This is a genomic window from uncultured Brevundimonas sp. (genome assembly GCF_963977465.1).
Taxonomy (GTDB): Bacteria; Pseudomonadota; Alphaproteobacteria; order Caulobacterales; family Caulobacteraceae; genus Brevundimonas.
Genome location: NZ_CAXBOQ010000002.1, coordinates 484,905 through 510,138, shown reverse-complemented (window position 1 = coordinate 510,138; position 25,234 = coordinate 484,905). Strand labels below are relative to the sequence as shown.

Genomic DNA, 25,234 nt, shown 5'->3' with positions numbered 1-25,234 from the left:
CAGGTCTAGCAGGACGGTTGGACGCCTTTTCCCGACCCGCACATTGCGGTCGACGCGGCTGTCCACTTCGCGCGAAGAGCCTCGGGCTCCAGAGAGAAATCATCCTTGTAACGGCACAGGATGTCCTCGATCTCGTGGGTCGAGAACACCCGAAAGCTGTCGGGGACCTGATGATACATGATGCCCCACGCATCACCGTTCGGAAGCCGGCCGCCCAACAGGCGGCGGGCGCCCACGCGCGCTCCCGCGTGCAGATAGATCACATGCTCTGAGACATGGCCCAGTCGCTCGCAGATTCGGTCTGCAGCGTCACAGACAGCCAGCTCGCCGGCTCCACGTATGGGCTTGAACGCCTTCTGTACTAGGTCGAACACCTCGTGGAATCTGGTCGCCTTCTCCAGATCGCCTGAGATGGCGGACAGCGCATCAACGCAGGCATCGATGGCCCGGCGCGTGAGTCGCCTTTGATGGGGGTGTCGCTTTCCATTCGCCATGCGGGCCCGCCCCGCCCGGTCGAGCACCTCGGAGAACGGCTCGCCCTCCGCCGCCCACCAAAGGGCGTCTCGCTCACGATCGGCGGTGCCGGCCCGAAAGTCATCGGCGATCAATTCGGCGGTGCCGTACCAAACAGTCGGACGCATGGGACCCTCTTGTGATCGTTCCAAGCCATCATCCCTCCAAACCTACAGTTCGCGCAATGTTCTCGCAGAATGTTGATGGACGCGGAGACGCTGCGCGCCTCGGCGTTCATCCAACGAAGGAGTTCCCTAGCGCGCCACTGCGCGAAGCGGATCCTCCCAAGTTCAGCTTCGAGTCACGAACGGAAGCGGAGCCTCAAGGTCTCGGAAGCGCCAGAAGCGGACTGTGGTTGCGCTCCACAATGAAGACTTCCGAGTTTTCGGGAACCTTTGCAGTTAACGACTCTGATCCGCGTCGCCCCCTATCGATCTCCCCAGCTGAATCAGGTTTCCGCCGGTCATGCAGCGCGTGGCGTGGGGCCAAAGCGATCTAGCCGCCCCCGGCGGCCGCGACAGGCAGTCTCCACCCCCGCCGGATTGCGACGACCCGCAGGCCGAAACATGCCAGCCCCCCGGCCGTTGTCGTGATGAGCACGGGCAGATGTAGCAGACTGCCTCCGGCCACGATCGCCGCGCCGACCAGCGCGGCCACCGCATACAGGTCCGACCGAAGCACCGCCGGAATTTCCGCCAGCAGGACGTCGCGCGCGACACCTCCCCCGATGCCCGTCAGCATTCCCAGCAGGGCGGCCATAGCCGGGCTCATGCCAAAGACGAGGGCCTTTTCGGTGCCTGCGACCGCGAACAGCGCCAGGCCCATCGCATCGAGCATGCGGACCGGATTGCGCAGCTTTTCGATCAAGGACGACCAGAAGAAGACGATGGCGCCGGCGGTCAGGGAAACCGCCAGATACCGCCAGTCCTGCAAGGCCGCAGGAGGCGCCGCGCCAATCAGCAGGTCCCTGGCTATGCCCCCGAACGTGGCGGCCGCAAAGGACAGCACGAGAACGCCAAACAGGTCGAGCCGCCGCCGCACACCCGCCATGGCGCCGCTAAGGGCGAAGGCGAATGTCCCGCAGAGATCCAGCACGAGCACGAGTGTGCGCAGGAATTCATCCGTCCCGTCGGGCTCAATCATGATGTTGGCGCTTCATGTTACGGGGCGTCGTCGGATCCCACCTTTCCGCCCTCCCCCTCCAGTCTGACGATTTGGCGCACGTCCTGGCGGGTGAATTTCAGGCGAACGCCTGCGCCGAAGCCGTCCCCTTCCTCGATGATCACTATGCCGAAATGCTCGAGGCCCCGCTTGAGGGCTGCGGCATCCGACTGTGACTGGATAAACGCGCTGCCACCTCTCTCAGCCAAATCCAGAGAGTCCAGCGATAGACCGGCGGCATTGGCGAAATCTGTCGCACTGACTCCCGCCAGGCCTCGCGCAGCGGTGATCAGGCGGCCGCTGATACGAGTATTTCCGGTCATCGACGGTCTCCCATTCCAGGACGGCGCAGCCCGGGCACGTCCGCCGACTATTCGCTCGGCTGGCTCGTCTTGAACCCGACACCGCCGAAGCTTCAGAAGGCGCACGGAGGCCATCGGACCCGTAGTCCCGGAAACTCTCGCCAAAGTCAAAACCGTGCCCTGCACCGGATAGAATCCGGCCCTGTGGCGTTAGCCTCCCGGGACCAGCACCGATCCCGGGAGACCTCACATGACGACCTTCAAAGTCGGCTACCTGGTCGGCAGCCTGTCCAAAGCCTCGATCAATCGAAAACTGGCCAAGGCGCTGACCCGGCTCGCGCCGGACGGCATGAGCTTCCATGAGATCGGCTTTGCCGACCTTCCGCTTTATAACTACGACCACGACGCCGACTATCCGCCGGAAGGCACGGCCTTCAAGGCGGCCATCAAGGGTTCCGACGCCCTGCTGATCGTCACCCCGGAATACAACCGGTCGATCCCCGGCGCCCTGAAAAATGCGATCGATTGGGGCAGCCGGCCCTGGGGAACCAACTCGTTCGCCCGCAAGCCGACGGCGGTCATCGGGACCTCGCCCGGCGCCATCGGCACGGCGGTCGGCCAACAGCATCTGCGCAGCATCCTGGGTTTCCTGAATGCGCCGCAGATGAACACCGTCGAGGGCTACATCCAGTTCACACCCGGCCTGATCACGGACGAGGGGGAAGTCACCGTGGAGGCTACGGAGACCTTCCTGCGCGGCTATATGGCCGAGTTCCATGCCCATGTGACGCGGGTGCTGACCGTGCTCCCGCGCGAAGACTAAGGACCCCGCTCGCCGGACATGCGAAGGGTGCTGCACAGCCTTGGCCTAGCGAGAGGGGCATGGCGCCGGGGTTCTATTGATGCATCACCCACAGCAGGTTCGGCCTGGAGACGAGATGATTACGGACCCTGATCCCACCGGGCGGATGCCGGCCGTGTTCATCGGCCATGGCAGCCCGATGAACACGCTGGATGACAATGACTTCACGCGCGCCTGGGCCAGCCTTGGGCGAGTGCTGCCGCGCCCCCGGGCCGTGGTGGTCGTTTCGGCGCACTGGTTTATCGGGGCGACCGCCGTCACCGCCATGGCCCGGCCCCGCACCATCCACGACTTCTACGGCTTTCCAAAGGAACTGAACGAATTCCAGTATCCCGCCATGGGCGCGCCGGACCTGGCCGGAGAGTTAGCCGAGATCGTCAAGCCGACCTGGGTCGGCCTGGACAATGACCAGTGGGGTCTCGACCACGGGACGTGGAGCGTTCTCGCCCACCTCTATCCGGAGGCCGACATCCCGGTGGTCCAGCTTTCGATCAATGCGCTCAAGCCGATGGAGTATCACGTGGACCTCGGAACCCGGCTCGCGGCGCTGAGGGACCGCGGCGTGATGGTGATTTCGAGCGGCAACGTCGTCCACAATCTCCGCCGCGTCCAATGGGACAAGCCCGACGCCGCCTTTGTGTGGAACGAAAGGTTCGACGAGGCGGTCCGGGCCCAGCTTGCCGACGATCCGTCGGCGATCCTGCGCACGATGGACCATACGGACTACGCCGAGGCGGTTCCGACCCCGGATCATTTCATCCCCTTGCTTTATACGGCCGGCCTGGCGATCGGCGAAGGCAGGGCCGAACCTCTGGTGCGCGGCTATGCGATGGGGTCCCTGTCGATGACCTGCTACGGCGTCGGGGTCGCCGCTGACTGCCCTGACCTGTCCTTGGGCGCAGCCACGATCCCGTCCGATGTGCCTGCAGATCAGAGCAACATTTGACATTCGCTCGATGGCAGGCCCGCTCGACGGATCAGTATAATCCAGACCGGCGCCTTCACCACGCATCAGCGGCCGGGGTTGAGCTTCACACGCGATGGGCTTGTTCGGGGCCGATTTCTTCTTCGAGACCCCTTGTCTCCCAGCAGCGGACGTTCCGAGCGGCGGCTTTGAGTCAGCCGCGGACGTACCGAAATCAGGCTCCCCCTCACCCGCCCCTGCGCGCTCCGAACGTCGCCCGGATTGCGCCACCCCGCTCCACCCGAAGCTATGGACTGGCGCGGACCCGACCTCATCCCCCTCGCGAATATGGTGAAGCTGGTCCCGGCCTTCATGGTACAACCGCTCTCGAACCCGCGGATGCGCACTCCCGGACCATACGTCCGGAAATGACGTAGGGCCGCTCTATGATCGCGTCGTTCGATGACGAGGAGGGCGACACATGAAAAGGCTGGTGTTCTGTTTCGACGGCACGTGGAATCGCCTCGAAGCGCCCTTCCACACCAATGTGGTGATCACCGCCCAGAGCGTGGATCCGCTCGACGGCGATCGCGCCCAGCTCATCTATTACGATGAAGGGGTGGGCACGAGTTTCCTCCAGAGCCTCGCCGGCGGGATCTTCGGCCTCGGCCTGGTGACCAACCTGGCGCAGGCCTATCGCTTCCTGATCTTCAACTACAGTCCGGGCGACGAGATCTACGTCTTCGGCTTCTCCCGCGGCGCCTATACGGCGCGATCGTTCGTCGGCCTGCTGCGGACCTGCGGCGTTCTGCCGAGAGCCCGGGCCGACCGCGTGTCCGAGGCCATCGGCCTCTACAGATCGCGCCAGGACGCCACGCATGCGGACTCGGACGCCATGCGGCGCTGGCGGCTGGAGCATTCGCCTCAGGTGGTCGTCTCCGGGGACGAACTGGCCTGGCGTCGCCAGCACGGACCCGCGCCGCAGATCGACGATGTCCCCCTTCTGAAGATCACCTATCTGGGCGTCTGGGATACGGTGGGGTCGCTCGGCGTCCCCTTCCGCTATCGCTGGTGGTTCGACCCCGCCAATCGCCGCCACGCCTTCCACGACACGCGCATCACCGAATTCGTCGCGAGCGCCCGCCACGCCGTCGCCCTGGACGAACGCCGGCGCGACTTCCAACCGACGCTGTGGAACAGCGCGGACGCGCTCAACCAGGCGGCGGGCGTCGATCCGGCGGACGAGCTCGCGCCCTATCAACAGAAGTGGTTCCCCGGCACGCACGGCTCCGTCGGGGGCGGCGGCCCGGAGCGGGGCCTCTCGGACCAGGCCCTCGACTGGGTGCTGTCGGGCGCCCGCAGGCTGGGGCTGAAGCTCGACTCCACGACAAGCTCGCGGATCTACAGCCTGAACCCGTCGCATCTGGCGCCGGTGGACAATGTCCCGGCCGGGTTTTCTTTCATGGGCTGGATCATGGGCCTGTTCCCCTCGGATCGCACAGGTCCGCGGGCGCTGCACGAGGTCAGCCTCAGCGCCCGCCGGCGCTATCTTGAAGCGGCGGAGGCCCTGCCGGAGCGTTGCGCCTATCGTCCGGGCGCCCTCAAGGCTGTCGTCGCGGATCTGGATGCGCTCGATCCCGAAGCGGTCGGCCTGGGAGCGCCCTATGACGGCCTCTACAGCCTCTACGAGGTCAAGGCCCGCGACAGCCTCGGCAAACTGGCGAAGCGGTTCTACGGCGACGCCCAGCAGTGGCCGAGCCTCTACCGCGCCAATCCCCAGATCGAGGACCCGGATCGCATCTATCCCGGCTGGATCCTGAAGATCCCCGATGAACCCTGGATCGAGGTCGCTCCGAAACCCGCCACCAAGGGGACGAAGGCATGAGGCGGATAATCCTCGCCCTGGCGCTTTCGGCGATGGCATTTCCGGCGTTCTCGCAGGATCGCGCCGAACTGCACACCTTCCACTGCCTGCACGGCTGTCCGACCGGGGCCTCGGCCACCAACGACGTGATCGTGCGCGAGATCTACACCCTGTCGTCCAATGACCGGCGCAAGTTCGCCGACTGGGTGGCCTACCGCGTCACCAGCGACACGGTGGGGCCCTCCGGGAGCCGCCGCTGGCAGGCCGACCCCTGGCTGTCCGATGCCGAGACCCTGGAGCCCGACGACTACGACGACGCGCCGGACGCCCTCCAGATCGACCGGGGACACCAGGCGCCGCTGGCGGCCTTCTCGGCCACGCCCTTCGCCAGCGACACCAACATCCTCTCCAACATTACGCCGCAGCGTTCCGCGCTCAACCAGGCCTCATGGCAGTATCTGGAAGCGCAGGAGCGGCGGCTGGTGGCGCGGGCCGCTCCGGCCGACCCGCCGAGCGAGCTCTACGTCCTCACCGGTCCGCTGTACGAGCGGATGATGCCGTCCATGCCCATGCCCAACGGCCATGAGCGGCACCGTCTGCCATCCGCCTACTGGAAGGTGCTAGCGACGTCCGATGGCCGGATGGCGGCCTTCATCTTCGACCAGGATACGCCGCGGTCGGCGGACTACTGCGTCATGAGGACAACGCTGGAGGAGGTGGAGATCCGGGCCGATCTGGAACTGTTCCCGCGGCTCGCGAACCGGGAGTTCGCCGACCTCGGCCCGTACCTGGGCTGCGCCCCCCTGCCCGCGCCACCAGACCCCGGCTGACCGATTTAACGGCGGCAGGCGCCACATCACGAGAGAACCGCCATGACCCAGGACCCCGAACCCGCCGTCACTGACCCATCTGACGAGTGGTTCGACAGGTTCGACGGCAAGCTGGTGCTCGTCCTCTTGGACAACAAGCGAGCGCCCTCGCTCAAGGGCGGGCGAAGTCTCTGGGCGCTCCACGATCCGCTGACCTATCGTCCGGGCGACCGCACCGACAGCATCACGGTGCGTCCCGGGTTTCCGACCGATCTGGCGTCCATTCCGCGCTGGGCCTGGATCATCCTTCCGCCCGACGGACCGTGGGTGAAGGCGGCCATCATCCATGACTATCTCTACGCCACCAGCGGATCCGGCGTCTGGAAGGACGGGCCGCGCGGCATAAGCCGATCGGCGCCCTACAGTCGGCTGGAGGCCGACCGGATCCTGCGCGAGGCGATGGCCAACCGCGGCGTCCCGTTTCTCCGCCGCGCCATCATCTACCTCGCCGTGCGGTTGGGCGGCGCGCGGGGATGGGGTCAGGAAGACCAGATCCAGCGGCGGCTGGCCGCCGACGTGAGCACGGCCATCGAGTAGCCCGCCGGTGCGCCGGAGCCGGTCGCTGCACGACTGATTCAAGGCCCCTGCATCACGCGGGTCGGCGGTCCGCAAAGCAAAGGCCCGGCCGGAAGCCCCACAATTATTTTCGCCGTCCGGGAATATCGGACCGTCCGGCGGCGTCTCTCCTGCATGAACGCTCAGCCAAATGCGAACTCCGCCCCATCGCCGACGCGCCCCCTGCGCAGATCGGCGCTGCGTCTCGCCCTTCTCGGGGCGCTCGGCCTCGCCACCCCGCTGGGGGCCAGCACGCCCTCCGACGCCTTCATGGCGGAAAATGATGCGGCCATGATCCGGATGCACGCGGCCATGACCATCCGGCCCAGCGGCGATATCGACAGGGATTTCGTGGCCATGATGATCCCCCACCATCAGGGCGGGATCGACATGGCCGTGGCGGTCCTGCGTCACAGCCGCAACGCACAGGTCCGCCGCCTGGCCCAGGAGATCATCGTCGAACAGCAGCAGGAGATCGCCGCTCTTCGTCTCGCGGTCGGCGAGCCCCTGCCCCCCTCCGCGCCCGCGCCGACCAACCCGGAGCGCGTCGTTCCGGGCGGCGAGTCCTTCCACCCGCATCACGGAGGCTGACAGATGCACCGCCCGACCACCCAGCTTGCAATCGGTCTGGCGGCGCTCCTCGCCGCCGGCGGCGCCCACGCCCAGGCGGGTCCATCCGGCCCGATTCACAGCAGCGACCGCGTCTATGCGGCCGAGCAGTTCTCCAACACGGTTTCGGTCACCGATCCGTCCAGCAACACGCTTGTTGGTCTGATCCGCCTCGGCGACCCAACTCCGGCCAACCTGAGCCCGCTCTACCGCGGCCAGCTCCTGGTCCACGGTCTGGGCGTCTCTCCGGACGGCAAGACGCTCGCCGTGGTCTCGATCGGCTCCAACTCGGTGACCTTCATCGACACCTCGACCAATGCGGTGAAACACACCACCTACATCGGCCGGTCGCCGCATGAGGCCTTCTTCACCCCGGACGGCAGGGAGCTCTGGGTCACGGTGCGCGGCGAGGATTACATCTCGGTGATCGATCCCGTCAGCTTCCAGGAGACCGGGCGCATTGCGACGCCGGCCGGTCCGGGCATGACCGTCTTCTCCCCGGACGGGCGCTACGGCTATATCTGCTCATCCTTCAATCCCCGAACCGTCGTGGTCGAAACGGCCACCCACGAGATCGTCGGCGAAGTCGTCCAGCCCAGCGCCTTCTGCCCGAACATCGCCGCGTCGCCGGACGGCGCCCAGGTCTGGTTCACCCTGAAGGACATCGGCAAGACGGTGGCGTTCAACGCCCGCCCGCCCTTCGATGTGCTGGCTGAACTGGATACCGGCCCGATCACCAACCACGTCAATTTCGGCCGCACCCATGAGGGCCAGTTCGCCTATGTGACGGTGGGCGGGCTCAACGCGATCAAGGTGTTCCGGACGGATGACTTCAGCCTGGTCACGACCATCCCCGTGGGCGCCCTGCCCCACGGCCTCTGGCCGTCGCCCGGCGGCTCGCGGCTGTATGTCGGGCTGGAGAACGCCGGGGAGCTGGCGGTGATCGACACCACTTCCAACACCGTGGTCGCCACCATCCCTGTCGGTCAGGCTCCGCAGGCGCTGATCTATGCGCCGGGGGCCGTTCCGTCGGGCCAGGGGGATCAGAACCTGCAGCCGCGATCCGACACCGGCTCGATAGTGCTCCGCATGCGCGACCGCACCGGCGGCGCCACCGGCACGACTATCAGCCTGTTCGATCAGGGCCTGATCCAGGTCCTTCAGGCTTCGGTCGCGGGTCTGTCGCCGCGGACGCCCTATGTCCTGGCCCTGGCGGGGTCACCGGACGGCGCCGGACCGCTGGAGCCGATCGCCGCCTTCACGACCAACCCGGCCGGCGGCGCCATCGTCAATGCACTGGGCCCTATCCGCCAGCAGGTCCGGGCGGAACAGGGCGCGGCGCGACGTTATCTTGTCGTCGCCCCGGGCACGGCCGCCGCTCCGGGCGCGCCGGTCCAGATCCAGGATCCATAGGCAAGCCCGGTGGAGGACATGATCCAGCTGATCGAGCCGGCCATCCCGGGGCTGCGGCGATACGCCAACGCCCTGGTCCGCAATGCGGCCGAGGCGGACGACCTGGTCCAGGATTGTCTGGAGCGCGCGGTCGCCCGCTGGGGGCAGCATCGCGCGGACGGCGATACGCGAAGCTGGCTCTATTCCATCCTCCACAATCTGGCTGTCAGCCGTTGGCGCACCCTGCGCCGGCGCGGCCCTACGACGCCGATCGAGACCGTGGATCCCGCCCTTCTTTCCGCGCCGCCCGATCAGGAGCAGGGCATCGCCCACTCCGATATCCTGCGGGCGCTCGACCGGTTGCCGGAGGAATACCGGGCCGTCATCCTGCTGGTGACGGTCGAGGAGCTGTCCTACGCAGACGCCGCCCGCGTTCTGGGCGTCCCGGTCGGCACGGTGATGTCGCGGCTTTCGCGAGGCCGCGCCCGGTTGGCCGGCGCCATGGCCGACGAAGCGCCTGTCGCCCCGCATCTGAGGAGGATCAAATGACGGGAGACCGCCCGATCAGCGAGGACGACCTTCATGCCTTCCTGGACGGCATGCTCGATCCGGCTCGCCGTGACGCCGTCGAACGCTATCTCGACACCCATCCCCAGGCCGCCGCAAGGATCGCCACCTATCGGACGCAGGGCGACGCGCTGCGGGCCGCGCTTGCGCCGATCGCCGACCAACCGACGCCGCCGGAGTTCGCCTTGAGGCCCTTGGTCGAACGGCGCCGGAGACGGTTCGCACGACATCGCCAGATCGCCGCCGCGATCGGCATCCTGTGCCTCGGCGGCATGACCGGCTGGTTCGGCCATCAGGCGCTTACGCTCCCCTCTCACGGCGTTCACGCCCTGGCCCAGGAGGCCGTCGACAACTACGAGGTCTACGCCGCCGACCTGCGCCGGCCGGTGGAACTGCCATCCGATCAGACAGCCGCTCTGGCGTATTGGGTCTCCGAGCGTCTGGGCGCGCCGGTGGAACCGCCGGACCTGCGGGCCGCCGGCTACCGTTTCCTGGGCGGGCGCCTGGTGACCACCCCGAACGGGCCCGCAGCGATGTTCATCTACGAGGGCCCGGCCGCCGACCGTCTGGCGGTGATGGCCCGACCAATGACCATCGACAAGAACAGGGCGATGTCCGAACGGGCCTTCGGCGCCCTCCAGGGCGTCACCTGGTCACGAGACGGCCTCGGCTTCAGCGTCGTGGCCCCGCGTGCGTCCGGCCGTCTGGCTCCCGTCGCAGCAGAAGTCCAGCGACAGACGGCGTCTGCGTAGCGCCAGGGAGCGGTCATTGGCCGTCGGCGGAAATCCAGGCCCTAGCGGTGCGCGACCGGCGTGCGAGCCATGGCCGCGTCACCCTGGCTAGTTGGGGAACTGCGCCTGATCCTGATTGTACTGCGGCGCATAGGGACCGGCCGGCAACCCTTGCCCGATGGTATGCGTCGCCAGCAGGTTGGCCTGCTGCGTGAGCGGGATATAGTTTGGCTTCGCTTTTTCGAGCGCGGCCATCACCGCCTGCGCGAGAAGATCGGCCAGCGGATTACCCGAGTTTGACGCGCTCGGGCTATAGGACATGGCCTGAGTGTCGCTCCAGAGCGTCGCCCCGGTGTCACAGCTCTTCAGAGTGTACTTGAACTCCACATTGGTCGAGGTGGAGATCACGACGTACTGCGAATCCCACCGGTCGATCTCCACGAACATCACCGCGTCACACCCGAACAAGGGCGCAAAGCGCGATGCGTCTGCCTGGTGAACCAGCCCCGCGTCGGACAGACCTTCGTCGTCGAGCAGACGCTTCACCATGTGAGCGGGGAAGACGTAATAGCCGCGCTCGGCGATCGGTCGCGAAATCGTCGAGACGAAGTAGTCCGCAGCGTCGACGCTCACGGTCGTGTTCAGCGCCGGCACGACAAGAATGCCTCGCGGGTTCTCCGCCCGCATCGCCGCGTAGCTCTTGGGCGCCGGACCGGTCACGCACGCGCCCAGCGCAAGTCCGCCGAATGCGAGAGCCGCCACGGCAAGGGTACGAGCCATATGCATCAGTTGCCTCCCGAGACGGCCGCGCCGCCGTTCAGCCGGGCGATCACCCGATCCATCAATCCAGCCGATTCCGGAAAGCGGGCGCGCTCTTCCTGGAAGTAGCGCAACGCTTCGGTGGTGTTTCCGTCTTCGAGATGCAGATAGCCCAACTCGGCCAGCAGACCCGGCGCCACGGCGTCCCGCGCCCGACCCTTCTCGATCGCCTTCTCCAGCGCGTCTTTGTAGACGCCCCGGTTCTCCGGGTTCTGCGAATAGGCGTAAAGCGCCGGCTCGTAGTTGCCCCATTCGAACAGTGACGTCGGCGCGCAGGCCGAGGCGGCCACGGCCGCGGTCACGGCGGCGAGTGTAAACAGACGGCGGATCATGGGATGCGAACCTCGGCGCGGGCTCCAGCGGCCACAAAGATGGACTGGGAGTGGATGACGCGACCGCCGGATTCGACGACAACCTCATGACGGCCCGGCGTCAGTGGCCCGCCCGCGGCCCCGGCCAATCCGTAAGGGCGGCCATCGACCCTGATGCTGGCCCCTGTGGGAGCGTTGACGACAATCAGCGAGGCCGGCTCGGAACCTTGTGCGACTTCGCGATCGGCGTAGTTCGTCACGCAGCCGGTCAGGGCCACACAGGCCAGCGCGGCGACAGTCACTCTTTTCAGCATCTATCTGATCTCCGTGACCCGAAGGCCGGCAATGTTGTCGGGCAGTTCGCCTTGCACCACGCGCGCAACGGCGCCTTCGGTCTCCGGAGTTTCGCCAAAGAAGCTGACCAGCTCGATCTCGGCCACCTGTGTTCCCGGCAAGGTGATCGGAAGGCCTGATTGAGCGCTGGTGATCACTTCACCGGGGCTCTCGACCCGGAAACGGTCGCCCGAACTCAGTCCTTGGCTCGGACCGCCGGAGACGAACACATTGTCGCCCGACACGCGCAGAATGTCGGTGTACCAGGCGCGTTGCTGAAGCTGGTTGATCACTTGCGTCATGGTGTCGGCGATCGCCGCATTGATGGCCTGGTCGTTCAGCGTGGAGTCGTAGCCCGCGCGCGTGCCGAAGCCGGCGACCTCTCCGGTCTCCGTCGTCGCTTCACCCGATCCGGATGCGGTGAAGAACACGCGTCCCGTTCGGACGTCGACCAGACGAATCTCGACGGTGGCGTTCACAGCCTGCCGGCGCTGGGAGTTCAGGAAACCCTGCTTGCCTTCATTGCGCCGGCCCAGCTGGGTGATCGATCCGAGCAACAGCGTATCGACGCCGACAAGCCGTTGCGCCTCTGCATCCGACAGAACCCGCTCCGCGCTCAACGCCTGCAAATCCCCGCGCTCGAAGACGAAGAAATGGCCAGATCCGACAAGCGCGTTGGTGAGCATGTCGCTAGCCTGGGTCGCCACCGGATCGGCCTCCCCCGGCGACAGCAACAACCGGCCATAAGGGGTGCTGTTGCTGAAACGGCCGACCGCCACCCGTCGTTTCAGCCCCACGCGAACTGACGGGGCCGAAACCTCGGCGTCTTGTGCAAGAGACAGTTCGGGCCAGGCCCCGACAGGGGCGGCGACGAGCAGCGCGCCAAACAGCGCACTTGCTCTGGTACATAGACGCATTTAGCCATCCCCCGGCGGTATTTCCGGTGAATGCCACGATTTCGCCTCACATGACAACCTGCGTTCGAACGCATCGAACAGGCAGCCCCGCGTAGGGAATAGAGCTCCAGCCCGAGTACCGGTCGGAGGTGCGCCACAACGATCATCCGAACGGCTCCAAACCCTAAGCTGTCGCAATCGTTCGCGTGGTGTAGCTTGAGCGCTGGGAGGCGACCATGAGCTACGAAAAAGACGGTGAGGATTACGTAGCTCGCGACGATGACGGCGGGGTCGCCCTTCGCTATCGGAAGGTCGTTTGCAGCTACAGAGCGACGGCCTTGGAGGTGTTGCGGGACCACTATGAGGAGGCCCCGATATGGGCTTTCGGCGGCGGGATCACGCCGCGCGACGAAAAACTCCACGGACCAAACAGCCAGCGGGTGATCCGGCTGAGGGTTCAGGAAGACCCCAAAACGCCGCTTCGGGCGATGCCCGCGAAGGCGTTTCAGTTTGTGTCGAACCCGACGGAGGTGGTCCTACGCCATAACCCGGACGCGACCGGAAATGTCTTCTATTCGGAGGATGAGAGGCTCGGTCCCGTCCCGTGCGTCGAGATCACCTGTTATGTCGAGAGTGATGTCATCGACCGGCTATGGACAGACATTGGAGATCGTCCCGATGCGGAGGTTAGCGTCGAGGTCATCGCGGACCTCTATCAGGAAGAGACGGAGATCAAATACAACGAGGCCGAACACACCGATCACCTCTACTATGCACCGACCGACTGGTCCCTCACCGACCCCTATCCCCATAAGGTGCATGGGGTATCGGTGACGGTTTCAGATCGTCGGCGCCCTCGCTTCGATGTGGATGCGGAACTGGCGAGATTGGCTGAGGATGAAGAGAAGCGCGCCCGCCGCCCGGTTCCTGTCCGGACGATGTTGGCGAGCGAGTTTGAGAAGGTTCGAGGGTCGTTCAACCTCATCGCCTTCCTCTTGGCAGCCATCGCGGCTGCGGTGATCTTCAAATAGCGGGCGGGCTGCACCGGTCATGGAAATTCTCGCCGCCCTTCTCCTGATCTCGATGGTCGGCTTGTTTGTCTTCGCTCACAAAATTCCGGAACGCTTTCTGGATAAGGGGCTGAGAACCTTTTGGACCATCCTCATCATCGCCGGTGTTTGCGCTCTGGTCGTCACCTGTATCCGGGAGAGTGGGTCCGATGACGGCTATACGGACTCACCTGACCGGCAATACCGGTGTTGCTGAGCCGCGGAGAACTCCCCGTCGCCGCCCACATTGCGACGGCCGCCGGCGATGCGATCTCGAAGGTTGGCTGGACCGTCGTCCTGACGGTCTGAGGGGCCGACCTGCGGATCCATCCGGCGGCCTAAGGTCATCTCCGCGCCAAGTGCAGACATTGGTGCAGTGGCACCAAGCGGACCTTCCATTACCCTTGGACCGATGGACCCTCTATTTGGCTTCGTCCAAGGCCAAAATGGTCCATGATCTTGATGCCGGCGACCGGAAATCACATCGTCGACGCCGGTGCGCCTTCGCCTACCTTTGCCATAGCGAGGCGCGCCCTTCGGCGATCGGGACGGCACCGGATCCAATATCCGGTTGTTCTGGCCTTGACCGTCCACTCTGGTGCACGATGCCTATCCGGGGAGGATGGCTGTGTCGTCGACATCAGGATTTCTACGTCAGAAGTGGCGCTTTGCTGCATTCGCGATCAACAGCGCGATCTTCTACGGCGTCTACGTCTGGGTGACCGGGCAGTGGCGTCCGAGCGGCGGCGGAGAATCGCTTTGGCTCCTTTCAGCCCTCGGCTTCTGGGGAGTGAGCCTCATCTCGGCGCCTTGGTACCGCCCACCGCGCGATGCCCTCAGCGCTGCAGTAGCTGTTCTGGTCTTGCTGTTCACTCTCGACCTCTCAACCGTGACAAACCTTCGGCACGTGGTCGTTCCGGCGGTATCGATCGTGATGGCCTACGCCGCGCTCTCCGCCGCGGTGGCGGGGCTAGCGGCGGCCCTCGAGAGGGGAGGCCGCGGGGAGCATTGGCGGGCCCTGTTCTTCAGCCTCGCCAATCTGTTGGCGCGCGGCGAATTATTGTTCGGTGCCGTGGCCTTCACCAGCATTTTTGGATTCTACCAAGACACCAGCGACGTCGCCTTGTTACTGGCCCTGTGGTTCGGGTTCGCGCTCCTGAAGCCGGTCGAGGTGCTGCTTCAGATCGTCATGAGGCTCACCAGTTTCCTGCGACGCAAATCCGTGCTGCCGCTCGTCGGCCTCGTCCAGCGTGTCGATCACCCCAACATCGTGAGGGTGACTCTTACGGGACAGACGCCTTGGGCCGAGGATCGGGCGCATGTCGCAACCCTGCCCGGCGGACGGGTGACCTATGTGCTGCCGCTGTCCACTCAGGTGCAGGAGAACGAACTAGTCGCCACCGGCATCTGTTTCGGGGACGCCTCCCTGGAAATCGATCAAACCGAGACTGGCGAGGTGTACGAATGCACGGACAAGGACGCCCTCCCCCGCCTCATCGGTGAATTGGTCGGCGGAGAGGAAGCCGTCGAGATGGTGGGCTTCGTGGTCGAGGGCTCAAGCATCTCCTCGATCCGTTTCGAAGCTGCGGGCGAAGACGGCCTCGAGGAAGGCACGGTGGTTTTCTGCAATCTGCCGACCGGCCGAGTCTTCTACCAAATCCTCGACGCCCAGACCGCAGAGGAGAGTTTCAGACAGAATCCCCGTGGAACCCATATCGTTCACGCCGCCCAACTTGGCACGGTCGATCCGCTGGCGGGTTTCAGGAAGTTCCCGTGGCTTCCTTCAATGAACACGCCCGTCTTCAGGCTGACGGGAGCGCTCAACGCCTCGGTCCAGCTCGCCTCGGGCGAATTCGTCATTGGGACGATCCCCTCCACGGACATCGCCCTGAAGGCGCATCTGCCCGATCTTGTGGAGTACCACTGTGCGATCCTGGGCGTCACCGGCACCGGGAAAACCGAGCTGGCGCTTGATGTGATCCGTGAAGCCGTGGCGCAGAAGACCAAGGTATTCTGTGTGGATCTGACCGGAGAATACCGCCAGCGATTGGGCGACCTGGCGCCGAAGGCGATGGGCCTCACACGGACGGAAACCGCCAGCCTGGATGCGCTGCTGTTCGACGTTGAGACCGGAAACTACGGGGCCAAGGACGAAAAGAAGGCCCTCAAGACCTTTATCGACACCGTCAAAACCCGCGTGACCACGCACGTCGCGGATTTCCTCGAAAGCGACACCGAATGGCTGGGACTGTTCGAACTCGCCGAAGTCACGAACACACGCGCGACCCTGAGGACGACGGAACTCTTCCTCTCCGAGATCATGAGCTGGGCCCGGGTCCACCGCAAGCAACGGCGGATCATGATCGTCCTGGAGGAGGCCCACACGATCATTCCGGAGACGGCCGGATCGGGCTTCGACTATGACACCCAATGGGTGGTCGGCCGGATCGGTCAGATCGCCCTCCAGGGGCGGAAATACGGCGTGGGCCTGTTGGTCGTCTCCCAGCGCACGGCGCTGGTAAGCAAGACCATCCTCAGCCAGTGCAATACTTACTTCACCCACTCGCTCATCGATCAGACAAGCCTCGGCTACCTTGGGAACGTTTACGGCCAGGATCATGTGAAGGTTATCCCGAACCTCCGTTTCCTGGAGTTCATAGCCTACGGCAAGGCTGTCCGAAGCGAGAGGCCCTTGCTGGTGCGTCGACCGTTTGACGAGTCGAAGCTATCAGCGAGCCAGGCGCTCAACGCGACGGCCGCTCCAGCCGGCGCTGAGTCGCTGCCGGAAAAGAACGGAAGCGCGGAAGCGCATGACAGCTGACCATCCTACGCACCGATTTCTCAGCCGTCAGCCGGTATAGTTGTCTCGGCTCTTAGGCTGGCCTTCCCGTGGCGGGATCGGAGCCAGAGCACTTTGTTCGACGGGGGTTGATGGCGTACGAGCGTTGCGGTGTGGCCCGGTCGCTATTCACCATCAGGAACCAGCGTGACCAAATCGCGCCCTTTCCCGTTCAAGGCCTATGTGGGTCGCCTCACCGTAGGCGAGGAGACTTGGCCGTTTCGGTTTAAGGTCGCGCAGGACGCCTCCGGCGTCTTGCGATTTCTGGTGCCGCCCATCCCCTACACGGCGGAGACCGCCGCCCTGAGCCGCGCGCTGGATGGCCTCGGCAAAGGCGCCGCGTTCTTCAAACTCTTCGGCGAAACCCCGGACGGTGCCCGTTTTCAGTCCGACCATATGACGGTCCGCTATCACGGCCATAGATCCACGCCGCGCACCTCTCATTTGCTGCTCCGTTTCAGGACGTCAAAGGCGACGCTGACCCGGCAGGCGGAGGGTCAGGCTCGGCCATTCATTCGCCTGTCGTTGCGCGGCTTCGAGGCATTTCCCCACCTCCACGCCCAAAGTCCGCTCGGCGATGTGACGATGGCCGGCGCCTATCCGGCCCCGCGCGGCACCCGCCTTTCAGGCCTGTTGCAGGTCGTGGCGACATCGACGCCGGCCGACTTCAACACCTGGCGCTCGCAGGCGGAGGCGCTGGCGTTGCACCTGCTGTCCTGCATGAGCCTGGCGGCATCCCGCAATTTGAAGGGCTTGGTTCAGGAAACCTGGGATGGCGGCACGATGGAGGAAACCTTCTACGCCAACACGGATCGGCGCGGGACGGGCCAGCCGGTCGTTCACCCCATGATGCGCCAGTCGTTCTTCGACTGCGCCGTCCGCGCCCACAGCCAACCGCCGGTCGGGGCTAAAAACCTGTCCTATGCGATCGAATGGTTCGCCATGGACGCGGGCTACACCGAACTGCGCCTGCTGCACGCGATGACGGCCCTTGAGAATCTGGCGGACTTAAACCTGTCTCCGGCCGAGACCCGCATGCTGCCGAGGAAGCGGTTCGAAGTGATCGCCAAGGCCATGCGCGACGCCGCGCGGGCAGCGTCCGTGGACGCCGAGAACGCCGCCGACTTCATCAAAGCCCTACCGGGTCGGATGGAGGATCTCAATCGTCGATCGTTGGCGGACAAGATCCTCCTTCTCGGCGAACGCTGGGGCGTGCCGCTCGCCGATCTTCTCCAAGGCGACGGCCTTCCTCGGGCCATCCGGGCCCGCAATGTCATCGTCCATCGCGGCTGGTACTACGAGCCCGCCAACGACACGCCCGAGAGCCGCGACCTGTGGGACCATGTCCGACTGATGCGCGAGATTGTGGTCCGCTTCGTGTTCGTCGCTCTGGGATATCAGGGGCAATACCTCGTGTACGGCGGATCCGTCCGCCAAGCCGCTTTTCCTCCCCGGCCTGGCAGTTCGCCGGGGGATTCAGCGACTGGCCCTGCAGTCTGACCAAACGTCGCTCGACGCACGATCCTGCGGTTTTCTCCAATCCGACCACAACATCTTGACGCAGGCGTCGACAGATGGTTCGAATCGGGGCAGAGAAGCAGATGGGTTAACAGGACGTGCAATAACGTCTTCCAGACCGGCGCGACTCGGTTCAGAGAGTCGTACTGGGCTGAGATTGGGCTGTTCCCCTTCCCGTCAGGCTGAGAAGTTTTTCGTGCGGTCAGGCCGTCGCGTTGGGCGACGTCAACCGGCGAATGGAGGCTGGAAGCAGGACGGCTGGAGCCGTCGAGGTTGGAAGGAGACGGCAGGCTGACTTTGCCGGTGCAGGCGAGCCGCCTCCTTCCAGGTCCGACTCGTTGGAGTGCGGCGACCTGATCCTAGGACGGGGCGCCCGGAAGGGACAACACCGCAATCGGTCGCGGCGGCTGTTTCTGCTCGAACGAGTCTTCATTCCGAGGTTGGAGCGAAGACATGACACCGAGCTAGACCCTTTTTTGATCAACGTCGCCCTCTCGGCGATGCCCCCCGCCGTGCCGTCTCCGACAGGCGGCCCGCCTCCTATCCCAAGCATGAAAGGGCTCTCGCCGATGGCGGCCCATACCTGGAACAGCGCGCGCGCCGCCAAGCGGATCGCGGCGCGTCAAAAAGAAGTCACCACGGTCGAGATCAAGGACTATGTCCGCGACACCGACCTCACCGCCCTGCCCCGTAACAAGGCCTATCGGGTCAACGGCGTCCATATCTATGTAGACGTCCAGAATCTCGCCGACATGTTGGCCTCCACCCAGGTCGAGGGCGAGACCTGTCACAAGCGCACGCTGCGCTTCTTGAATCTGCATTACCGGGCGGTGCATCGCATCCTCACCGCGGTCGATGCGATCGAGGTGGACTTCCACAACCAGCGTCTCCATGCGGTCGTGACCAAGCCCTACGGAGACGAGGCTGGCCGTATCCATCGTGCCGTCGCTATCGCCCAGCTGATCATCGATGTGCTGAAGCAGACCGGCGAGGACGGCGACGAGAAGATCCCGTCCGCCGAGGTCCGCGTCGGCATCGACAGCGGCGTTGCGCTGGCGGTTTGCAACGGTCGTCGCGGCCACGCGGAGCCGCTCTTCCTCGGCGAACCTGCCAACCTGGCCGCCAAACGGGCGGGTGGCGGGACTGAGGTCGGCACCTATCTGACCAACACCGCGCGCAGCATCCTCGGGCTCGCTGACAACGTCGTCGAGGACAAGACCCCGCTCACGATCAAGGAGGTGACCGCGAGCCAAGAAGAAGCCGCGCTGTCGATCACGGCCGATCAGGTCGTGAAGGCGTGGCGGTCGGACCTAGAGGCCAGTCCGATCGGCAAGTTCTCGTTCGCCGGCCACACGCCGCCGTTCAGCAACCTCGACATGGAAGTGCTGTCGCCGGCGAATTCGCGTCGTCAGGACGCGATCTCGCTCTATGCGGACATCGATGGTTTCACTGACTTTGTGGCGGCTGGTGTCTGTGATGACGAATCGGCCAAGAACGTCGTGCGCACCCTCCATGTCCTGCGCGGCGAAATGGATGCGGCGCTGCACACGGACTTCGGCGGCCGCAAGGTGCGCTTCATCGGCGACTGCGTGCATGGCGTTTTGGGTGAAGGCACGGCCCAGACTACCGATCATGAGGCGAGCGTCAGCACCGCCATCCTGTGCGCGGCGGGCGTCCGCAGCAGCTTCGAGCAGGCCATCGCCGCGCTTGAGGACGACGGCACGTTGGACGACGGGCATGGCCTCGGTCTGGCCATCGGCTTCGACCTCGGCCCCATCGCCCTGACGCGCCTCGGCGTGAAGGGGGCGATGATCCGCTGCGCCGTGGGTCGGAGCGTGTTGGAATCCGAGGACCAGCAACGGCGCTGCGCCGGGGAAGAGACGGCGATCGGCCAGAGCGCCTATGACGCCGGCAGCCCGGCCGTGCAGGCCATGTTCGGATCGAACCGCAAACGGTCGGGCCTCGTTTACGACACCGCGGTGGACGAACTGGCCGACAAGGCCGACGCGACCGCCGCAGCCGCCAAGGCTGTGGCCAAGGCGGCTGCGGCCGGCGGACTACTGCAGTCGAGCCCGGCCCCGGCGCGAGACTACGCCTTCGCCGACCGTCGCACCGAACCGACTAAACCGGCAGGCTTCGCGTGAGCTTCTGGTTCCTGAAGGACCCGGGCCGAATGGCTGCGGAACACGACGCCCTGCTCGCTCTGGCGGGCCGGGCGTCGTGGCTTACCGTGAGCCGCCCACGCCTGGATGACCGTAGCCGGGTCTGCTTCGCCGTCGATCTGGCGGTCGCGGGCCGCACCTACAGGGCGGATTTGCGCTACCCCGCGACCTTCCCCCATTCGCCGCCGTCCGTGATGCCGGCCGACCGCGAACTGTGGTCCGGTCACCAGTACGGGACGGGCGGCGAACTCTGTCTGGAGTTCGGTCCGGACAACTGGACGCCGAACCTGACTGGCGCGGACATGGTGGAGAGCGCCGAACGCCTTCTGAGGAGCGAGGCCCCCGTCGATGGGATCAACCCGCCGCCGGCCCCAAGCCGTCACGCCCTCACCCTGGGCCAGACCCTGCGCAGCCAGGCGCTCCGGTTCGTGGTGACGGAGGCCTATGCCGCCCACATGGACGCGATGGCGCCGGGGCGCACGCTGAAGGCCAAGCTGTTGTGGCGGACGCTCGACGAACAGCACACCCTGACGCCCGTCCACCTGGAGGATGTCGGTGGGGTCGTGTGGACCGACCCCTCACTGCCGAAGAGCCTGTGGGACGACGCTACCCTTTATCCTGCCCGGGTCTTCCGCGTCCCCGGCGATCAGGCTTCGCCCCGATCCGGCAAGGCGTCGGACCTCGACGCAGCGCTGGTTGCGCTCGGCTACGATCGGATGGGCGAAGAGGAGACGCGACCTGACATTCGGGTGCTCTGGTCTGACGCGGATCGACGGCTGGTCTGGTTCGGAAAGGAGGACGGGGTGGTGGATTTCTCCGTGGTCGAAGCCCAGGGCGGCGGGCGATTGCCGGAGCCTTATCAGGTGCTGGCGGATCGATCGGTGGGTCTGGTCGGCTGCGGTTCGGCCGGCAGCAAGATCGCGACCGCCCTGGCGAGGGCCGGCGTTGGGCGACTGGTGCTGGTTGATGACGACCTGCTCTTGCCGGACAACCTGGTCCGAAACGATCTCGACTGGAGCGCGGTCGGCGAACACAAGGTGCGCGGCGTCGCACGTCGCGCCGATCTGGTGTCGCCCGGTGTGAAGGTCGAGCTGGAAATGAAGCGCTTGGCTGGGCAGGAGGCGAGCAGCGTCGCCGACAGCGTGTTGCAGAAACTGCAGGGTTGCGACCTCATCATCGACGCCACAGCGGACCCGAATGTGTTCAATCTCCTCGCCGGCGTCGCCGCTTCCGGACGACGGCCGCTCATCTGGCTGGAAATCTACGCCGGAGGCATCGGCGGACTCGTCGCCCGATCCCGGCCCGGGCTCGACCCCAGCCCGCAGGTGGCGCGGGCGCGTATCAAGGCCTGGTGCGATGACCAAGGGGTCGCCCCCCCACGCGTTCTGCGGTCCTATGAGGCGGAAAGCGAGGCCACGCCCTTGGTCGCGGACGATGCCGACGTCACGGTCATCGCCGCTCACGCCGCGCGCATGGCGCTGGACCTGTTGACGGGCGCGGCGCCCTCGGCCTTCCCCGCCTCCGCCTATATGATCGGCCTGCGCGAGGAGTGGATCTTCGCCCAGCCGTTCCACACCCATCGGATCGATCTGGGCGCGCCCGAACCGACGCCTGCGTCCTCTGACCAGGGCGCAAGGGGCGTCGGCCTGCTGGCCGAGATGCTAGCGGACTACCATGCTCAATCTTGAAATTCCGCCCGATCTTGTCGTCAAGCTCGAGCGGGAGCTGATCCGGGCGCGCCAGCGCGAGATCGGCGGCGTGTTGGTGGGCGAGCATCGCGGGCGCAACAGCTTTCGCATCGTCGATCTGTCGGTCCAGCGACATGGGGGCGACGCCGCCTGCTTCGTCCGGCAGCCGGCGCACCATAAGCGCTTCCTGGACGCGTTCTTCGCGCGGACGGGCGACGACTACATGCGCTGCAACTACCTCGGCGAATGGCATTCGCATCCGTCGTTCTCGCTCGACCCGAGCGGGACCGACTGCCTGCAGATGCTGAAAATCGTCACCGATGGCCCGGATGCACCGCCTTTCGCGGTCCTGCTGATCGTCCGCCTCGGCGCTGACCGTCGCGTGATGCTGAGCGCGACCGCTTTTCACGACGACGGAACCGCCGCGTCGGTCCGTCTCCGCGTCCAGGCCCGCCCCGACGGCGATCCGCCTGTGACAGACGGCGGATGGTTGTCGCGCTTGTTCGGCCCGCCGACGGTCAACCCTGTCCGTCGCCTCATTTGACTGGAGTTTCCCCATGACGCTCAAGGCGCGTTTCGAAAATCGGGATGATCTGACCGATGCCCTGGCGATGCAGCGCATCGTACCGGACCGCGAGGTCGCATCCGCTCTGGCGGATCAGGGCGAGCTGCTCGAGTACGCGCCGGGACGCACGATCATCGAACAGGGCGGCGCTGACCGCGACCTGCATTTCCTGCTGGCCGGCAAGGTGCAGATCATCGTCAACCAGATGCGATTGTATTACCGCGAGAAGGGCATCACGGTTGGGGAGATGTCGGCGATCACGCCGCACATCAGCCGCGCCGCCACCGTTGAGGCCGCCGAAACAGTCGTGACCTGGAGGGTCAGTCACTCCCGGCTGGCTGAGATCGGCGGCCAGCATCCGTCCCTCTGGCGCCGGATCGCCCAGGAGTTGGCCGAACGGTTGGAGCAGCGAAACCAGTTCGTGAATCGCGTGAACGCCCGCCCACGAATCTTCCTGATCTGCTCCGCAGAGGCGCTCGCGATCGGCAAGGCCCTGCGCGTGGGACTCGAACACGACGCGGAGGTGGTCATCTGGAGCGACGATATGATCTTCGCCCCGGGCTCCTACCCGATCGAAGCCTTGGAGGAGCAGGTCGGACTGGCGGATTTCGGCATCGCCCTGGCTGAGCCTGACGACCTGGTGCTGTCCCGGGATCGTCTGTCGACGACCCCCCGGGACAATGTGATCTTCGAACTGGGATTCTTCATGTCGCGTCTCGGACGACACCGAACGCTGCTACTGGTGCCCCAAGCGGAGAACGTCCGTCTCCCGTCGGACTTCAAGGGCCTTACGCCGCTGCCCTACCGCACAGCGGACACGCCGAAGGAACGCGCCATCGCCCTGGGTCCTGTCATTGACAGGATCAGCGCCGTTCTCACCGAACTTGGGGTTCGCGCCTCGCTGGCGGAGGCGAAATGAACGGCCCCGAGCAATCGTCCGACGGCGAGCTCGCCACGGCAGCGCTCGGCCAACTGGACCGCATGCAGGCCTTTTTCGGGCGGGTCGAAGGCAAGGCCTCCTTCCCGTTCGCCGTCAATCTGGCCCTGCTCGGATCTTCGGCCGTGGCGATTCCGCTGAAGACCCCTGGTTCACCCGCCGGGTTCATCGGCTTGGCCGCCCTTGCCCTGCTCGGCTTCAGCATGGCCAATCTGTACGCAGCCTTCTATCCGCACCTGACCAACCCGAGAACCTCGCTGCTGTATTTTGCCGACATCGCCCGGATCAGCGCGACGGATTTCTGCCACCGCATCCGTGCGGCTTCATCTGCGGACCGGGCGGACGTCGCCTTGTGCCAAGTCTGACGCAACGCCCAGATCCTGGACAAAAAGTTCAAGCGGTCCCGTTCCGCATTTCCGCTGACCGGCGGCGCAATACCTTTTGGCTGACGTTGTTGGCGTTGCGGGCGAGCGAAACTGGCTCGATCCCAGGCTGTAGAGGTGGGGCGCGCGGTTCGCCGTCCGGACGCAGGCGCATCGCCGCGGCAATCTCGCGGTCGGTTTAGAGCCGCCGTCCCTCATACATCGTCAAGGTCTGGCTTCGGCTTCGCCGCAGCCAACTCCGCCTCAAGCCGCGCCGCCTTGGCCGGCGTATCTATATAAGCAGCCAGTTTTGGCCTTGGCCCAAACTTGTGGCGCCAGACGATGTCGGCTCCCTTCGGCTTTTCGACGATTTTGATCGAGACGGTCGGACAGGCGGCCGCATGCAGCGCGATCGTGCCATCGCTCGTGCGGTCCTGGGCCAAGGCGAGCCCGTAAGCGAACCGCGCAATGGTGTTGTTGATCCTCGTAACCGCACCCCGGTCCGAAATCCGCCCGTGCCGGACAATCTGATCGACCGGACGCAGCCGACTGCTCCCTCGCAACACCATCTTGGTGTTGAGCGGACAGATCAGCTCCGCTTGGCCATCGTACTCATACGGCCGCCGACGCGCCGCCGGCGTCCTGGGGTCGTAAAGACAGACAGGATTGTCCGATGTGATGAAGGGCAGGTCGGTTTCGTTGTGGAGGATCTCGAAGCCCATCTTGAAGCAAAGATCGCCGAACTGGCGCAGGTTCTCCATCATCAGCGGGATGGACTGTTGCGGATTGATGCCGACCGGAATCGTGTCCAGTTCACCCGCATAGCGCTGCAGGTCGTCGGGCAAGGCTCCGAAACGCTCAAGACCCATGGCCTTGGCGCGCAAGTCCGCCGCGAGGAGGAGTTCATTGCGCTGACGCGCGGCGGGAACCCGCACACTGGTGATCGCGACCATTCCGAGGACGTTGAAAGACGTCGCGAGCGAAACGCGGCCTCCAGCGACCGCGCGCATGGTCTCTGGCCAGACTGTCTCGATCGCGCCCCACAGATCCTCGAAGCTATCGTCGTCGCGCGTCCCGTCCGGTCGGATTTGGGAGTAGTAGTAATTCGAATAGGCGATCGCTTCGGGTCGGCTCGACCTCGGATTTGATGGGTTGTCGAGGTAATAGGCCCACAGGCGACCCTCAGGCCCGCTAAAGCCGTCCATGTAAGTTTGGGCGATGTAATGGTGGCGCTTCCGCTTCGGGGCCTTGTCGCTTGCTTTCCCCAGTAAGCGGGAGGCGGCCCGAACGTCAGCGTCGTCCGGCACATTCCCCCAATCCCAAGCCTGTTTCGGAATGGCGCTGCTCCTGCGGCGTCTCGATTGAGAACCGACCGCGCAGATGACTTTACAAACCTTCGGTCCTCTCCCTTCCGGGACTCAACGCT

The 25,234-nt window shown here is 65.3% G+C and carries 26 protein-coding genes; 18 read left to right on the top strand and 8 right to left on the bottom strand.

What is annotated here, in order from left to right:
* Positions 1 to 5 precede the first annotated feature (5 nt).
* The 3 genes from AAC067_RS06480 to AAC067_RS06470 all read right to left on the bottom strand — a co-directional run bounded on the left by AAC067_RS06480 (position 6) and on the right by AAC067_RS06470 (position 1,997).
* Positions 6 to 641 (bottom strand): hypothetical protein, encoded by a 636-nt coding sequence (locus AAC067_RS06480; RefSeq protein WP_339930716.1) that lies wholly within the window; start codon positions 639 to 641, stop codon positions 6 to 8.
* A gap of 367 nt (positions 642 to 1,008) precedes the next feature.
* Positions 1,009 to 1,656, bottom strand: a complete 648-nt coding sequence (locus AAC067_RS06475; protein WP_339930714.1) for a trimeric intracellular cation channel family protein — start codon at positions 1,654 to 1,656, stop codon at positions 1,009 to 1,011.
* Positions 1,657 to 1,673: 17 nt separating this feature from the next.
* Positions 1,674 to 1,997, bottom strand: a complete 324-nt coding sequence (locus AAC067_RS06470) for a DNA-binding protein (RefSeq protein ID WP_339930712.1) — start codon at positions 1,995 to 1,997, stop codon at positions 1,674 to 1,676.
* 229 nt (positions 1,998 to 2,226) lie between these two features.
* On the opposite strand from AAC067_RS06470, the gene AAC067_RS06465 reads away from it, so the two are divergent.
* The 9 genes from AAC067_RS06465 to AAC067_RS06425 all read left to right on the top strand — a co-directional run bounded on the left by AAC067_RS06465 (position 2,227) and on the right by AAC067_RS06425 (position 10,350).
* On the top strand, positions 2,227 to 2,799 hold the full coding sequence (locus AAC067_RS06465; RefSeq protein WP_339930710.1) for an NADPH-dependent FMN reductase: 573 nt from the start codon (positions 2,227 to 2,229) through the stop codon (positions 2,797 to 2,799).
* 115 nt (positions 2,800 to 2,914) lie between these two features.
* Positions 2,915 to 3,784, top strand: coding sequence for a 4,5-DOPA dioxygenase extradiol (gene ygiD / locus AAC067_RS06460; protein WP_339930708.1), 870 nt, complete (start codon positions 2,915 to 2,917; stop codon positions 3,782 to 3,784).
* Positions 3,785 to 4,223: 439 nt separating this feature from the next.
* Positions 4,224 to 5,627: a DUF2235 domain-containing protein gene (locus AAC067_RS06455; RefSeq protein ID WP_339930706.1), complete on the top strand. Its 1,404-nt coding sequence runs from the start codon at positions 4,224 to 4,226 to the stop codon at positions 5,625 to 5,627.
* Positions 5,624 to 6,436: a DNA/RNA non-specific endonuclease gene (locus AAC067_RS06450; RefSeq protein WP_339930704.1), complete on the top strand. Its 813-nt coding sequence runs from the start codon at positions 5,624 to 5,626 to the stop codon at positions 6,434 to 6,436. The genes AAC067_RS06455 and AAC067_RS06450 overlap by 4 nt, the downstream gene beginning before the upstream one ends.
* A gap of 42 nt (positions 6,437 to 6,478) precedes the next feature.
* Positions 6,479 to 7,012: a DUF1353 domain-containing protein gene (locus tag AAC067_RS06445; RefSeq protein ID WP_339930702.1), complete on the top strand. Its 534-nt coding sequence runs from the start codon at positions 6,479 to 6,481 to the stop codon at positions 7,010 to 7,012.
* Positions 7,013 to 7,165: 153 nt separating this feature from the next.
* Positions 7,166 to 7,621, top strand: a complete 456-nt coding sequence (locus AAC067_RS06440; protein WP_339930700.1) for a DUF305 domain-containing protein — start codon at positions 7,166 to 7,168, stop codon at positions 7,619 to 7,621.
* Positions 7,622 to 7,624: 3 nt separating this feature from the next.
* Entirely contained in the window at positions 7,625 to 9,052 is a 1,428-nt protein-coding gene (locus tag AAC067_RS06435) for a hypothetical protein (RefSeq protein WP_339930698.1), read from the top strand.
* A gap of 18 nt (positions 9,053 to 9,070) precedes the next feature.
* The gene (locus tag AAC067_RS06430) at positions 9,071 to 9,580 is read left to right on the top strand and encodes a sigma-70 family RNA polymerase sigma factor (RefSeq protein ID WP_339930696.1); all 510 of its coding nucleotides are present in this window, start codon (positions 9,071 to 9,073) and stop codon (positions 9,578 to 9,580) included.
* Positions 9,577 to 10,350, top strand: coding sequence for an anti-sigma factor (locus AAC067_RS06425; RefSeq protein ID WP_339930694.1), 774 nt, complete (start codon positions 9,577 to 9,579; stop codon positions 10,348 to 10,350). The genes AAC067_RS06430 and AAC067_RS06425 overlap by 4 nt, the downstream gene beginning before the upstream one ends.
* Before the next feature lie 87 nt (positions 10,351 to 10,437).
* On the opposite strand, the gene AAC067_RS06420 is transcribed toward AAC067_RS06425, so the two are convergent.
* Genes AAC067_RS06420 through AAC067_RS06405 form a run of 4 tightly spaced genes read right to left on the bottom strand, consistent with a single transcriptional unit; the run spans position 10,438 to position 12,709 of the window.
* Positions 10,438 to 11,109, bottom strand: coding sequence for a GNA1162 family protein (locus tag AAC067_RS06420; protein ID WP_339930692.1), 672 nt, complete (start codon positions 11,107 to 11,109; stop codon positions 10,438 to 10,440).
* A gap of 5 nt (positions 11,110 to 11,114) precedes the next feature.
* Complete coding sequence (locus AAC067_RS06415; protein WP_339930690.1) at positions 11,115 to 11,480, bottom strand: DUF4810 domain-containing protein; 366 nt, start codon at positions 11,478 to 11,480, stop codon at positions 11,115 to 11,117.
* Positions 11,477 to 11,773, bottom strand: a complete 297-nt coding sequence (locus AAC067_RS06410; protein ID WP_339930688.1) for a hypothetical protein — start codon at positions 11,771 to 11,773, stop codon at positions 11,477 to 11,479. The genes AAC067_RS06415 and AAC067_RS06410 overlap by 4 nt, the downstream gene beginning before the upstream one ends.
* Positions 11,774 to 12,709 (bottom strand): CsgG/HfaB family protein, encoded by a 936-nt coding sequence (locus AAC067_RS06405; RefSeq protein WP_339930686.1) that lies wholly within the window; start codon positions 12,707 to 12,709, stop codon positions 11,774 to 11,776. It lies immediately after the preceding gene.
* A 215-nt stretch (positions 12,710 to 12,924) separates the two neighbouring features.
* Here AAC067_RS06405 and AAC067_RS06400 point away from each other — a divergent pair, with 215 nt between their 5' ends.
* The 9 genes from AAC067_RS06400 to AAC067_RS06360 all read left to right on the top strand — a co-directional run bounded on the left by AAC067_RS06400 (position 12,925) and on the right by AAC067_RS06360 (position 23,811).
* Entirely contained in the window at positions 12,925 to 13,719 is a 795-nt protein-coding gene (locus tag AAC067_RS06400) for a hypothetical protein (RefSeq protein ID WP_339930684.1), read from the top strand.
* Positions 13,720 to 13,738: 19 nt separating this feature from the next.
* Positions 13,739 to 13,954, top strand: coding sequence for a hypothetical protein (locus tag AAC067_RS06395; protein WP_339930682.1), 216 nt, complete (start codon positions 13,739 to 13,741; stop codon positions 13,952 to 13,954).
* 381 nt (positions 13,955 to 14,335) lie between these two features.
* Positions 14,336 to 16,558 (top strand): DUF87 domain-containing protein, encoded by a 2,223-nt coding sequence (locus tag AAC067_RS06390; protein ID WP_339930680.1) that lies wholly within the window; start codon positions 14,336 to 14,338, stop codon positions 16,556 to 16,558.
* A 165-nt stretch (positions 16,559 to 16,723) separates the two neighbouring features.
* Positions 16,724 to 18,076, top strand: coding sequence for a hypothetical protein (locus AAC067_RS06385; protein WP_339930678.1), 1,353 nt, complete (start codon positions 16,724 to 16,726; stop codon positions 18,074 to 18,076).
* Between the two features lie 494 nt (positions 18,077 to 18,570).
* Entirely contained in the window at positions 18,571 to 20,238 is a 1,668-nt protein-coding gene (locus tag AAC067_RS06380) for an adenylate/guanylate cyclase domain-containing protein (RefSeq protein ID WP_339930676.1), read from the top strand.
* Between the two features lie 29 nt (positions 20,239 to 20,267).
* Entirely contained in the window at positions 20,268 to 21,944 is a 1,677-nt protein-coding gene (locus AAC067_RS06375; RefSeq protein WP_339930674.1) for a ThiF family adenylyltransferase, read from the top strand.
* Positions 21,931 to 22,488: a Mov34/MPN/PAD-1 family protein gene (locus AAC067_RS06370; RefSeq protein ID WP_339930672.1), complete on the top strand. Its 558-nt coding sequence runs from the start codon at positions 21,931 to 21,933 to the stop codon at positions 22,486 to 22,488. Before AAC067_RS06375 ends, AAC067_RS06370 begins: the two co-directional genes overlap by 14 nt.
* A gap of 13 nt (positions 22,489 to 22,501) precedes the next feature.
* Positions 22,502 to 23,428: a TIR domain-containing protein gene (locus tag AAC067_RS06365; protein WP_339930670.1), complete on the top strand. Its 927-nt coding sequence runs from the start codon at positions 22,502 to 22,504 to the stop codon at positions 23,426 to 23,428.
* Positions 23,425 to 23,811 (top strand): hypothetical protein, encoded by a 387-nt coding sequence (locus AAC067_RS06360; protein WP_339930668.1) that lies wholly within the window; start codon positions 23,425 to 23,427, stop codon positions 23,809 to 23,811. Before AAC067_RS06365 ends, AAC067_RS06360 begins: the two co-directional genes overlap by 4 nt.
* 212 nt (positions 23,812 to 24,023) lie before the next feature.
* On the opposite strand, the gene AAC067_RS06355 is transcribed toward AAC067_RS06360, so the two are convergent.
* Positions 24,024 to 25,115, bottom strand: coding sequence for a DUF4238 domain-containing protein (locus AAC067_RS06355; RefSeq protein ID WP_339930666.1), 1,092 nt, complete (start codon positions 25,113 to 25,115; stop codon positions 24,024 to 24,026).
* Positions 25,116 to 25,234: the final 119 nt, after the last annotated feature.